Origin of the sequence: Streptomyces diastaticus subsp. diastaticus, from assembly GCF_011170125.1 — a bacterium.
Taxonomy (GTDB): Bacteria; Actinomycetota; Actinomycetes; order Streptomycetales; family Streptomycetaceae; genus Streptomyces; species Streptomyces diastaticus.
This window is the reverse complement of record NZ_BLLN01000005.1, coordinates 1-11,893: the sequence shown is the minus strand read 5'-3', so window position 1 is coordinate 11,893 and position 11,893 is coordinate 1. Positions and strand designations below refer to the sequence as shown.

General features: G+C 68.5%; 11 protein-coding genes, 2 pseudogenes and 1 riboswitch. Of the genes and pseudogenes, 5 read left to right on the top strand and 8 right to left on the bottom strand.

Annotated elements, in window-relative coordinates; translation table 11 throughout:
- Positions 1-5 precede the first annotated feature (5 nt).
- Positions 6-1,253 carry an IS701 family transposase gene (locus Sdia_RS17925; protein ID WP_371874268.1) on the top strand — a complete coding sequence of 416 codons (1,248 nt, stop codon included), beginning with the start codon at positions 6-8 and terminating at the stop codon, positions 1,251-1,253.
- Positions 1,254-1,421: 168 nt separating this feature from the next.
- Here the strand turns inward: Sdia_RS17925 and Sdia_RS17920 are convergent, their stop codons facing one another.
- A complete protein-coding gene (locus Sdia_RS17920) occupies positions 1,422-2,189 on the bottom strand; it encodes an IS5 family transposase (protein WP_191835353.1) in 768 nt (255 codons plus the stop codon).
- A gap of 173 nt (positions 2,190-2,362) precedes the next feature.
- On the bottom strand, positions 2,363-2,962 hold the full coding sequence (locus tag Sdia_RS30775) for a class I SAM-dependent methyltransferase (RefSeq protein ID WP_189500646.1): 600 nt from the start codon (positions 2,960-2,962) through the stop codon (positions 2,363-2,365).
- Between Sdia_RS30775 and Sdia_RS17910 the strand changes: the two genes are divergently transcribed.
- The gene (locus Sdia_RS17910; protein ID WP_189500645.1) at positions 2,961-3,731 is read left to right on the top strand and encodes a hypothetical protein; all 771 of its coding nucleotides are present in this window, start codon (positions 2,961-2,963) and stop codon (positions 3,729-3,731) included. The genes Sdia_RS30775 and Sdia_RS17910 overlap by 2 nt on opposite strands.
- A gap of 129 nt (positions 3,732-3,860) precedes the next feature.
- A complete protein-coding gene (locus Sdia_RS17905; RefSeq protein WP_189500644.1) occupies positions 3,861-4,445 on the top strand; it encodes a sigma-70 family RNA polymerase sigma factor in 585 nt (194 codons plus the stop codon).
- Between the two features lie 62 nt (positions 4,446-4,507).
- On the opposite strand, the gene Sdia_RS17900 is transcribed toward Sdia_RS17905, so the two are convergent.
- From Sdia_RS17900 to Sdia_RS17880, 5 genes are read right to left on the bottom strand one after another with little or no spacing between them, the layout of a single operon-like run.
- Positions 4,508-5,257 (bottom strand): class I SAM-dependent methyltransferase, encoded by a 750-nt coding sequence (locus tag Sdia_RS17900; RefSeq protein WP_189500643.1) that lies wholly within the window; start codon positions 5,255-5,257, stop codon positions 4,508-4,510.
- The gene (locus Sdia_RS17895; RefSeq protein ID WP_189500642.1) at positions 5,226-6,491 is read right to left on the bottom strand and encodes an MFS transporter; all 1,266 of its coding nucleotides are present in this window, start codon (positions 6,489-6,491) and stop codon (positions 5,226-5,228) included. The genes Sdia_RS17900 and Sdia_RS17895 overlap by 32 nt, the downstream gene beginning before the upstream one ends.
- Positions 6,484-7,743 (bottom strand): ATP-grasp domain-containing protein, encoded by a 1,260-nt coding sequence (locus Sdia_RS17890; RefSeq protein WP_189500641.1) that lies wholly within the window; start codon positions 7,741-7,743, stop codon positions 6,484-6,486. Before Sdia_RS17890 ends, Sdia_RS17895 begins: the two co-directional genes overlap by 8 nt.
- Entirely contained in the window at positions 7,740-8,762 is a 1,023-nt protein-coding gene (locus tag Sdia_RS17885; protein ID WP_189500640.1) for a cysteine synthase family protein, read from the bottom strand. The genes Sdia_RS17890 and Sdia_RS17885 overlap by 4 nt, the downstream gene beginning before the upstream one ends.
- The gene (locus tag Sdia_RS17880) at positions 8,759-9,091 is read right to left on the bottom strand and encodes a hypothetical protein (RefSeq protein ID WP_189500639.1); all 333 of its coding nucleotides are present in this window, start codon (positions 9,089-9,091) and stop codon (positions 8,759-8,761) included. Before Sdia_RS17880 ends, Sdia_RS17885 begins: the two co-directional genes overlap by 4 nt.
- Before the next feature lie 115 nt (positions 9,092-9,206).
- Between Sdia_RS17880 and Sdia_RS17875 the strand changes: the two genes are divergently transcribed.
- Positions 9,207-9,962 carry a transposase family protein gene (locus Sdia_RS17875; protein ID WP_189500650.1) on the top strand — a complete coding sequence of 252 codons (756 nt, stop codon included), beginning with the start codon at positions 9,207-9,209 and terminating at the stop codon, positions 9,960-9,962.
- A gap of 173 nt (positions 9,963-10,135) precedes the next feature.
- Here Sdia_RS17875 and Sdia_RS30245 read toward each other — a convergent pair.
- A pseudogene (locus tag Sdia_RS30245) lies at positions 10,136-10,384 on the bottom strand (GHMP family kinase ATP-binding protein); the annotation flags it as partial.
- Positions 10,385-10,777: 393 nt separating this feature from the next.
- Positions 10,778-10,929: riboswitch (cobalamin riboswitch) on the bottom strand.
- A gap of 237 nt (positions 10,930-11,166) precedes the next feature.
- Between Sdia_RS30245 and Sdia_RS17865 the strand changes: the two are divergent.
- A pseudogene (locus Sdia_RS17865) lies at positions 11,167-11,893 on the top strand (ferric reductase-like transmembrane domain-containing protein); the annotation flags it as partial.

The following is an 11,893-nucleotide window of genomic DNA, read 5'->3' as shown; positions in this document are numbered from 1 at the left end:
CGGGTATGGACGTGATACCTGAAGTTGAGTGCTGGGAGGCCGAGTTGGAGTCGGCTTTCGCTCGGGTGGCAGGCCGGTTTAGGCGGGCGGATCTGCGGTGGCGGATGCGTGACTACGTGCGGGGTCTGCTGGCGCCGGTCGGGCGGAAGAACGGCTGGCAGCTGGCGGAATGGGCTGGCCACCGTGTTCCGGCGGGCCTGCAACACCTGCTGAACGGTGCCCGCTGGGATGCCGATGCCGTTCGCGACGACGTGCGGGACTACGCCGCTGAGCGGCTCGGTCCGGGCGGGGTACTGATCATCGATGACACCGGGTTCGTCAAGAAGGGCACCACTTCGGCCGGGGTGGGCCGGCAGTACACCGGCACCTCGGGGAAGATCGACAACTGCCAGATCGGCGTGTTCGCCGCCTACGCCACCAGCTCGGGCAGGGCCCTGGTGGACCGGGAGCTCTACCTGCCGAAATCCTGGACCTCCGACCGTGAGCGGTGCCGGGCGGCGAAAATCCCTGATGAACGCGGCTTTGCCACCAAGGGGGAGCTGGCCCGGAACATTGTGCGCCGCTGCCTGGCCGCGGGCCTGCCGGCCGCCTGGGTGACCGCGGACGAGGCTTACGGGCAGGACTGGAACTTCCGGCGCCTGCTTGAGCAACTTGACATCGGCTACGTCGTTGCGGTGCCCAAGTCCCAGCAGATCAAGGCCCTGGCCGGCTGCTGGCGCATCGACCAGCTCATCGACGAAGCCCCCGCCGATGCCTGGCAACGGCTGTCCTGCGGCGACGGAGCGAAGGGCCCACGTGTCTATGACTGGGCTGCGGCGAAACTGCCCGCCAACATCTTTTTCGACCCGGATCCGCCAACCCATCATCGCTGGGTGCTGGCCCGCCGCAGCCTGTCCGATCCCACCGAGACCGCCTACTACCTCGCCCACGCACCCGTCGGCATCGAGATCGACGAACTCGCCCGGATCGCCGGCAGCCGGTGGGCGGTCGAGGAATGCTTCCAGGCCGCAAAGAACGAGTGCGGCCTGGACGAGTACGAGGTCCGTCGCTATCCGGGCTGGTACCGGCACATCACCCTGGCCATGCTCGCCCATGCCTTCCTTACCGCCCTGGCCGCCCAAGCCACCCACCGGGAAACCGCAGAAACGAACCGACCAGCCTCGTCTCCCTCACTGTGGCGGAAATCCGACGGCTCCTGGACGCTCTCCTACCCCATCCCAGAATCGAACTCGAACCGCGTCAGCATGCCCTGAGATGGTCCCACTGGCGCAGACGCCACCAAGCCATCGCCCAACGATGCCACTACCTGAAAAGAGCCAGCTCAGGACACGAAATCTGACTGGAGTACTAAGCCCAGAAATCTTGCCACTTCAGCAAGGTCCCCGTTCAGCGCGCGCTCGCCAGGCATTGAGCCTTTTCCATCATCGGCCTGAGCTGGCCAGATGCAGGGTCAGGACGGCTTGGATGAGGGCGGTGATCCGGGTGGTGGAGCATCGGAGCTTCCGCAGGAGCCGCCAGGACTTGAGGGTGGCCATGGCGTGCTCGACGAGGGCACGGATCTTCGCGTGGGACCGGTTGACCGCCTGCTGGCCGGTGGAAAGGCTGTTCCAGCGCCCCCAGTACGGGGTGCGGACGGTGCCGCCGGCGCCGCGGTAGCCCTTGTCCGCCCAGCAGGTGACGTCGGCTTGGGCGAGGGCGTCGACGATGCCGTGTTCGCGGGCCGCGCGGATGTCGTGGACGGCCCCTGGCAGGGCCGCTGAGGCCCACAGCAGTCGGCCGAAGGGATCGGCGAGGACCTGCACGTTCATCCCGTGCTTCTTGTGTTTGCCCGAGTAGAAGGGGCGGTCGGCCGCGATGCGGTCGATCGGCAGAAGTGTGCCGTCGAGCAGGACGAACGCCTTCGTCGAAGCGGTGCGGACGGCGTCGGCCAGGGTGGGCGCGAGGTCGGCCAGGAGGTCCACGGCCTCGGTGACGTAGCGGTAGGCGGTCGTGGTCCCGACGCCGAAGCCGGCGGCCAGCTGGGCGTAGGTGTGTCCCACCCGCAGGTGAGCGAGCGCGAGAAGGGCCTGCCGGCCCGCGCCCAGCCGCCGCCACCGGGAGCCGATCGCACGATGGTGCGCCCGCAGTTGCCGTGCGAGGAAGCGCAGGGTGGAACTGGACACGTCGATGCCGGACGAGTAGACAAGCATGTGAAGCCTCTGGTGGAGACGGTTCTCTTGGTCGAAAACCCATCTACCAGGGGCTTCGCCTCGCTGTCAGGCCAACTGCTCAATCCGCACGGCAGGTTGGAAAAGGCTCATTGTGCCGGCGTGGAGCGGGTTGGTGTTCAGAGAGTCAGCCCCCCACGGGTGTCGTTTGGCGATCAGCGTGGCGTCGTCGACCTGTACCGAGGTGCCCTCACGTTGACTCGTTCGACGGCGGTTCTCGGCGGCAAGGACCTCGAAGTTAGGTGGCAGTGCGCCGGCCACTTCCTCGGCCCCCCCCACATGGCCGCACGAAGCTCGCGGCTGAGATGCGCTGTCTCAGCTAAAGGCGCATGGCCCACGACGAGGAGGACTCCGCCGGGCCTGACCTTCGCGGCAAGACGCTCGACCACCTCGGTGATCTGGCCCTCGGGTGGGTGCAGGTAGTGGGTAGTGACGAGATCGAAGTCGTCGGATGAGCCGAGGGATTGACGTGCGTCGGCGCGGACCCAGGTGATGCGTTGACTGACACCAGCAGCGGTAGCGCTGCGTGCTGCCCGCTCCAGGCCCGCCTGAGCGAAGTCGACGGCCGTGACGCTCCACCCCTGCTCGTCCAGCCAGATGACATCCCCGCCCTCACCGCACCCGACGTCGAGAGCCTTGCTGGGCGTCAGGAGTAGAGGCCGACCGCCTCGCAGAGCTGAAGCCTTCGCCAGGCAGTGGATGAAGCTACCCCGGCCGGCGCCAGAGTTCGGATAGATGTCAAGATGCGGTGCCATGACGGTCGGATGGAGCCTGCGCACCTTGAGGGCCGCGTTGTTCGCGGTCGTGTGCGTGGTGCCCGCGGCCGTCGGGCACGTGCTGATGTCCGACGACAGCTTGCCCTTGTGGGTGCTGGCCTCGGCGCTCGCGTGTGCGATGGCGCTCGGCTGGGCGTGTTCGGCCCGGGAGCGGCGGCAGTCGGCCGTGGTCGTCCTCACCACGGTCACACAGGCTGTCCTGCACACGGCCTTCACCCTGTCCCAGACCTCCAGCGGACCCGCTCCGCGACCACGGGGGGAGACCGAGCTCGCCCGTCGGTGGGTCGACTACCTGGTGTGCGGTCCCGGCCATGACGTGAACGCCGTCGCTCGTGTCTATGACGTCGCGGCTGACGCCGGACTGGTCGACGGGGCCCCGCTGCCTCGCCTCGACGGCGGGGCGACAGCCATCGCCGCGTTGCAGCACGCCGGCCACGGCGCGGCGGGTGCCCACGACATGGGCGCCATGACGGGAACGGCTTCCTGGGGCATGCTCTCCGCCCACCTCGTGGCGGCACTTCTGTGCGGGCTCTGGCTCGCCCAGGGGGAACGAGCGGTCTTCCGTATCGTGCGGGCCGCCGCGGAGCGGATGGTCATTCCGTTCGCTCTGCTACTGGCTTGCCCCTCGACCGCCTGGTGGGTTCCGCCACGCAGTCCTTCCCAGTTCACCTGTCCTCGCCCGCGGATCAGGTTGCTGGTCCATGTTCTGGTCACTCGGGGCCCTCCTGCGGAGGTCGCTGTCCTCTGACAGCGGTACGGTCCCGGATCGCGCTGCCGTGCGGTCCGGCACACCCCTGTGCGCGCACAGGGTTCACCTCCGCAAGGCGAGGGTGTGTTGATCCCCCCTCGCCACGGTTTTCCGGAAGGACATCCGACGATGCCCCCTGCCCTGATTCGCAGAACGCCTGACGAGGTTGTCACCGCCTGGGCCCTTGCCGCGGCGCGCGGCGACGGCGAGGCCGTGGAGCGATTGATCCGCGCGCTCCAGAACGACGTACGCCGGTATGTAGCTCACCTGGCCGACGACTACCAGGCCGCTGACGATCTGACCCAGGAGACGTTTCTCCGCGCGGTCACCGCTCTGCACCGGTTCGAGGGACGAGGCTCGGCCCGTGCCTGGGTCCTTGCCATCGCACGCCGCACCGTGATCGACAGTCTCCGCCGCACAGCCGTCCGGCCGAGGCTGGCGGACACCGACAACTGGGAAACGGCGGCGGAACGCGCTCAGCCGATGGACCTGCCCGGCTTCGACGAAGGGGTCGCCCTGCGCGAGCTGGTCGCAGCCCTTCCCCGGGAGCGCCGCGAGGCGTTCGTCATGACGCAGGTGCTCGACCTGTCCTACGCAGAGGTCGCCGAGATGGCTGACTGCCCTGTCGGCACCGTGCGCTCCCGGGTCTCCCGCGCCCGCGCCAACCTGGCGAGGCTGCTGGAAGAAGAGGCACCGGTACCCATGGCGGTCTGAGCTGACAGATCGGCCAGGGGAGACCGTGCGGGTACCCCGGAGGGGGTACCCGCACGATTCTCTCAGGCCGTCCGACGCGCCCGGAGAATGAGACGCTCGGCCTTCTCGTCATAGGGTCGGCCGTCGAACCCGCCGAAGATCTCTATAGAGGTGAAGCCCGCCTCCGCCGCCATCTCGCGGAGTTCCACGGCACTGTAGACGAACCACACCAAGGCCGCCCGCGTGACCTGGTCGCCGCGGACGAGCACCCAGTCGCTTCGCAGCCGGGCCCAGTCGTCCAGCACCGTGTCCGTCTGCACCATGAGGTCCTCGCCGCTGCGGACGACCTTGGGCGGCGTGACCTTCCGGGCCAGCAGTTCCTTCCCGGCGAGGTCCAGTACGAGCGTGCCGCCGGGCACGAGGCTCTCCCGAAGGGTGCGCAGTACCTGCGCGTTGTCGGCCGGGTCCTCGAAGTACCCGAAGGAGGTGAAGAGGTTGAGAGCGACGTCGAAGCCCTTCTCCGGCGTGTATGTCCGCGCGTCCTCCCGGTGGTAGGTCACCTCGGCGCCGGTCTCCGCGGCTCGTGCGCGCGCCCGGTCGATCATGGCCGGGCTCAGGTCGACTCCGGTCACGTCGTAGCCCCGCCGGGCCAGCGGTTCGGCGAAGACGCCGGGGCCGCAGCACATGTCGAGCACTCGCACGCCTTCCGGGAACCGCAGCAACGGGGAGTTGTCGAGCAGTTCCTCGGCCTGTGCGTAGCGTTGCCCGGAGAAGAGGAAGTCGTGGAACTCCGTCCAGAAGTCATCGTCCTGGAACCCGCCGGTTCGTGTCATCGGTCGTCATTGCTCCTTTGCTCATGTCGTACGGAGGGCGCCGCCGCACGCGGGGACGGCGGAGGAGGAGAAGGGGAGGAAGGAGGAGACATTGCCCCGCGGCGAGGAGCCAGAACCATCCGGTGTCACCGAGGCCTTGCCCCAGGCCGTAGAGCTGTCCGCCGAGAACACCGCTCGCGCACGCACCGAGGCCGGCGGCCAGTCGTTGCTGGCCGAAGACCACGGCGTCGGAGCGAGGGCTGCGGCGCAGGGCCTCCAGGTCGTTCTTGAGGAACAGCACGATGTCGCCGAGCGTGATGAGAGCGCCGCCTGCCAGCAGCGCCCAGGTGGTGCCGATGGCGAGCGTCGCAAGCCCGGCGGCGAGCCCGGCGAAGCCGACCGCCAGAGCGAGGGGGTAGGGCATGCGTCGGATCAGGCCGGAGGCCGGCGGCTGCACCACGATGACGAGGACGAAGCAGAGCAGCAGGACCAGACTGTAGAACTGGCTGGAGGTGCGTTCCACCGCGTACACGGCCAGGTAGTGCTGGAAGTGGAAGTAGAGGTAGAAGGCAAGGGCGTTGGCGGCGAAGGGCAGGCCTGCGATCCCCGTGAGAAGTCCGCCTGTTCCGTGGACGGTGGGGCCGGTCTCCCCGGCCGCCTCGGTGGGCAGACGAGCATGGCCGACCGTGACCATGACGAACAGCCCGGTGACGGAGAGGAAGAGCCAGCCGGGGGAGGAGAGGACGAAAGGACCGGCGATCAGCGGGCCGACGGCCATGCCGGCGTTGAGCGCGGCGTTGCCCGCCGACAGGAAAGCCGGGCGGCGTTCCTCGTCCACCCCGTTCACGAGGTAGGCCTTGTTGGCCGGAAGGTAGAGCGCCGCACCGCAGCAGGTGAGAAGGAGGGCGCCCATCGCGAGGGGCGGCCACCGCAGGGCGAGGAGCAGACCGATGAAGCCGGCTGTGCGGATCACCAGTGCCCAGACCATCGTGCGGCGCAGCCCGACGCGTTCGGCCATCGCTCCGCCGACCACCCCTCCCGAGAACTGCACCAGGGAGGCGACCGCGAGGATCACCCCGACCGTCCCCAGTCCCATGTCCAGTCGCTCGTGCAGGAAGACGGACATGAACGGAAGCACCATGAAACTTCCGAGAGGGATGAGGAAGGAGCTGAAGAGGAGGAAGCGCAGTGGTCCGCTCAGCGTGGCGAGTGTCTGTCGCAGGCCTGGTGGCCGGTGCGTCTGTTCGTCAGGCACCTGACACCTCGGGAGCGCCCCGGACGGCGCCGGGCGCTGCCTCGGTGACGACCCGGACGCCGTTCGCCGCCGCGACCGCGTGGTGCGTGGCGAGTTCGGCTGTCTCTCCCTCGGCGTAGACGATGCCCGCGTACCCCCTGCTGTCGTCCAGGTGCTCGATGAGGGTGCCCATCCGCTTCGTCGGGTACCAGGCGGGACGGCCGGGCAGCGTCGGTAGCCTGTCCAGGCCCGCCACCCCGGTGAGGATTCCTGGAGCGGCCGGATAGCCGAGAACGAAGGCCACGGCTGGCCCGCCTGGGAGTTCGGCGTCGATGAGGCCGGGACGCCGGCCCAGAGCCGTCTCCAGCACCGCTTCGTAGACGTTGGTTCCGAGGGCCGTGCACATGCCCTCACCAACGAGCGCTCCGCCGATCCTCGGGTTGATCTCGATCACCTCCGGACCGTCCGAGGTCAACGCGAACTCGGTGTGCGAGAACCGGTCGGTGTACCCCACGGCCCGGAGGACCTGCACTATCCACCGTTCCAGTTCCTCCTGGCGCCGCGACGGGAAGCGCACCGGGAATGACGTGATCTCCTCCCGGAAGTACGGTTCCGCGGACATGACTCGACTGGAGACGCCGAGCAGCCGAGTGTGTCCTTCCCACGTCAGTGTCTCGGCGCTGTAGACCGGCCCGGTGAAGAACGGTTCGGCGAAGAGCTGCCCCATGAGGCTGCGCCCGGTGGCCTCGTGCAGTGCCGTCGTCAACTCGGCCTCGTCCCGTACGAGCCAGACGTTCTGGCTGCCGGTCCCGGCCGTGTCCTTGAGGACCGCCAGCAGGCCGACCTCCTTGAGGACGAGCTGGGCGGCGTCCGGTGCTCCCAGGAAGCCCTCCAGAGCCCGGCCTCGGGACAGCCCGGCTTTCTGGAGGCGGTTGCGGACGGAGGGCTTGTCCCGGGTGAGGCGAAGTACCGAGGGGTCGAGTCCGGGCAGGCGGAAACGTGCGGCGAGTTCCGAGCCGACCAGCATCCAGGTGGCCGTGGAGCTGACCAGACCTCTCAGATCCGGCACGGCCCTCATGACCTCGGCCACCCGGTCCACGTCGAAGGTGTCGGCCTCGACCACGTCGAGCGCCCCCGGAGGGAGTCGGTCGAGTTCGTAGGCGTAGTAGGAGGGGTCCCGCGTCACCAGGACGAGACGCTCGTCCAGCAGATCGGCCGCGCTGACCAGGCGTCCGAGGCCGAAGGTGAGCAGTTCCAGGCAGACGATGCTCATGCCGCCTCCGTCCGGTGCGCAGCACTGGCCTGCGAACGGTTCCAGGCCATGACCGACCAGGGCATGGTCATGGCCGCGGGCGTCGCGACCTCGGCCGGCTTGAGGGAGGCGATGTCGAGTGCCTCGGCGTGCCGGGCGTAGACGCGTTCCACGTACCGGTGGCCGGTGTCCGCGCCGATGACCACGTGGACGCGGTCGGGCCGATGGCGGCTCTCGTGTGTGGCCGCGAGGTAGCTCGCCCCGGTGGACAGCCCGGCGAAGACCGCGTGCTCCTTCAGCAGGGCGACGGCGCCGGACATGGCGTGGGTGAAGTTCATCCAGTGCACGGTGTCGTAGAGGTGATGCCGGACGTTGTCGAACGGGATGGCGGAGCCGATGCCCGCGATGATGGCTTCCGGGTCGTGGTGGTCCTGGCTGCCGAAGGTGACGCTGCCGAAGGGTTGGACGCCCACCACCCGGACTCGCGAGTCCTGGGTGCGGAGCCGCTCGGCCAGCCCGCCGGTCGACGCGCCCGAGCCGACGCCGCCGACGAGGGTGAGCGGGCGCCCCGGAAGTTCTTCCGCTATGCGGTCGGCGACCTCCTGGTATCCGAGGTAGTGGATGGCGTCGTGGTACTGGCGCATCCAATGGCGGTCGGGGTGGCGGTCCAGGATCTCCTTCACCCGTCGTACGCGCAGTTCCTGGTCGAGCTTGAGATCGCTGGAAGGGCGTACCTGCTCCACCTCCGCGCCGAGTACCTCCAGTTGAGCCAAAGTCGTCGCGTCGACCGTGGTGGAGGCCACGATGCGACACCGCATCCCGTAGCGGTGGCAGGCGAGGGCCAGCGCGTAGGCGTAGATGCCGCTGGAGCTGTCCATCAGGGTCTGTCCGGGCCGGACCACACCCTCGTCCAGCAGGTGACGCACGGCTCCCAGGGCGGAGTAGATCTTCATCGACTCGAATCGGAGCAGTACGAGTCCGTGGTCGAGGCGCACCAGGTCCGGCGCCTTCAGGGCGTCGGCGACATGGGGGTGGATCACCTGAATCCTCCTTGGGCGAAAGAGCACTGATGGCCCAGCGACGCGAAGAACGCCGTCAGGTCCGAGCGGGTGCGGCCGGAGAAGGGGCGGCAGAAGAGGTATCCGACCAGGCAGCCGGTGTGGGCGACGAAGACGCCGTCGGCTCCGAAACGTCCCTGGTGAGCGAGGACCGTTTCGAAGGTCTCTTTGGGCAGTACCTCTTGGGAGAGCGCCGCGCTCTGCGTCGAGGCGCGGGCGACGGCCACGGGGTCGCGAGCGGAGAAGCCGTCGAGCAGACCGGTGAGAGCCTGTCCGTACGCGTCCGGCCTTCGGCGGTAGAACTGCTGCAATGAGCCCTTTCCAACCTGACGATGTGGGCCGGTGGTTGGCGGGTTATGCGAAGCGGTGAAGCTCCTGGTAGACGGGTTCACGACCAAGATCACCCGTGCCGACCAGGAGCTTCGCGTGCTTGTCTACCCATCGGCGATCGACCTGTCCAGTGACCATCTGCGCCACCTCGCCGGACGCCTGGCTGCGCGCCGTCGTGAGATCGGCACCCGGTGGCGGCGCATCACGCCGGGCCGCCAGGCCCTTCTGGTTCTGGCGCATCTGCGCTGCGGTGACACCTACGCCCAGCTTGCCGCCGGGTTCGGCATCGGGGTCGCAACGGTTTACCGCTATGTCCGCGAGGCGATAGAAGTCCTGGCCACGCTCGCTCCCAGCCTGGCCCAGGTCATGCGGACCGCGAGCCGCCTGGCCTTTGTGATCCTCGACGGCACCCTGCTGCCGATCGACCGAATCGCCGCCGACACCCGGTACTACTCCGGCAAACACAAACGTCACGGCATGAACGTCCAGGTTCTCACCGACCCGTTCGGCCGCCTGCTGTGGGCTTCGCCCGCGCTGCCCGGCTCCACCCACGACCTGACTGCGGCCCGCACTCACGGGATCATCGAAGCTCTCGCCGCTGCCGAACTCAAGTGCTGGGCGGACAAGGCATACCAAGGTGCCGGCTGCCCGGTCCGGGTGCCCTTCCGTGGCCGTCGCCTCAAGCGGTGGCAGCGCCGGCACAACAGCACGCACGCCAAGATCCGCTGCCTCGGCGAGCAGGCCATGGCCACCCTGAAGGGCTGGCGACTGCTACGGAAGCTCCGCTGCAGCACGAACCGGATCACCGACGTGGTGAAGGCCGTTCTCGTCCTGCACCACGCGACAGCGTGAGGTGGGAAAACCCTCAATGTCCTCGTGACCGCTTCGGTGTCCACCACGCCCGGCTCAGTGATGTACGCGGTGTGGAAACGCAGTGCGGTGCCCAGGCGCCGCACTATCCGGTGCCGGTTGCTCAGGTGGAGGGCGAACTCGTCGAGGAAGACGCTGTCGGCACGCTCGATCGACGAGAGGACGCGTAGCACCGTGTCCAGGTCGTAGGGGATGCCGAGGTAGGTGTGGAGGCAGCGCAGCGTGGCCACGATGTCAGCGGTCGAACTTGCCATCCCCACACCGACACGGAGCTCGGACTGATGGCTCCAGGTCCCCGACGGCGGCGCCAGGCCGTGGTGGTCCAGGAACAGGCGAGCGGCCTCGGCCGCCTTCGGGCGGAGCCCGGCCCTCTTCTGCGGGGCGGCGCCCGGGGTGAAGCCCACTCGGGCGGTCAGACCGTGTACCGGAAAAGAGACCAGGGCGATGTCGGAGTCGTCGCCGGAAGGCAGGGGGCCTTGGTACAGCTCGCCCAGGGTCCCATGGCACGCTCCCCAGGACCGTCGGCGAGCGCGGAGCGTGGTTTCTCAAGGACCTCCGGTAAGGAGTTCAGCACCGTCGGCCCCCCTCTGGCCGACGGGCCACGGCGGGGTCTTCGGTCGGGGAGAAGTGGCGGAAAAGGGACACGGGCTCGCTCTCCTTCCGACGCCGTGCACCAGACACGGGCGAGGAGGAGGACAGGTCGCGGCGCGCTCGCCGCGAAGGCGCCGTGACCGTCGACCCGGTCCTCGAGGTCGCAGTGGTCGGACCCGCCAGACAACTTCGGGCGGGTGCGGCCGGCAGGTGACCGGGCTTGCGGGAAGTGCCACGGCGCCTCGGTCTGGCTGGAGGCCAGGTGCGTGGCGTCGGAGTTCGGGGGTTCTCGCACACCGTTGCGGGACAGCCCCGGATTTCCACCGGGTTCCCTCTTACGCCGTACCAGTGCGGTCACTTGGTACGGAGCGATTGCAGCGTCAGCGTAGACGCGGTGCCTCCGATGCGACAGGGGGCGGTTCAGCGGTGGTCCTGATGTGAGTGGTGGGGAGGGAGGAGCGGTACGGAAGTACACACGTGAGACAGCAGTGTTGATCTGTGGCCGGAAAACGACTGCGTCCGGACTGGCCTGTCCCGTCACACTGGGCCCCACGACCTCACCGAGCGCTCGGTGACCGACCCTGGAGGCGTCGCCTTGTCGCCAGAAACGGCTTCCCAGGACGAGACGGAGAGAGGCTCCGGTAAGAACCGGGGCCGTGTGGGAGGGCGCGTCACCCTTCGCGGTGATCTTCGCCTCGCCGTGCCGGACGCCGCCGCCGCGGTCGGGGTCACCGCCGCCGTCTTCGTCTTCCTGTACGTCCGGATGGAGTCCGGTACCTCCGCGACAGTCGCGGTCATGCCCTTCATGGACGACGCCCGCACGTACTGGATCTACCTGCTCAGTCAGGCGTTCGGCTGGTCCGCCCTGTTGTGGGCGTGGGGACGGTGATGATCGGTCTGCTGGTCTCCGGTACCAGGCCTGAAGCGCTGCGCGTCTCGCCGCAGACCCTGGAGCGCTGGCACCGCACGACCAGCCTCACCACGATGGCGCTGATGCTGGCGCACGCCCTCATGTTCGCCGCGGAACTGGTCCGGTACGAGGCGCAGCTCGGCTGGGCCGAACGACTGTGGGCAGCCTTCGCTGACTCCTTCGTCCCCGGCTGGTACGACTCGGGAACAGGCCAGATCGCCATCCCCATCGGGCAGGCCGCTCTCTACCTGGCCGTGCCGCTGGGGCTGCTCTTCTACGTGCGCCACCGCATCGGAGCGAGGACCTGGCGGGTTTTGCACCGCTTCGTGATCGTCGTCTACGTGCTCAGCGTCTGGCACACGCTGCTGTACGGCACCAACGTCTGGTACGGCGAGTGGCCACGCACCGTGCA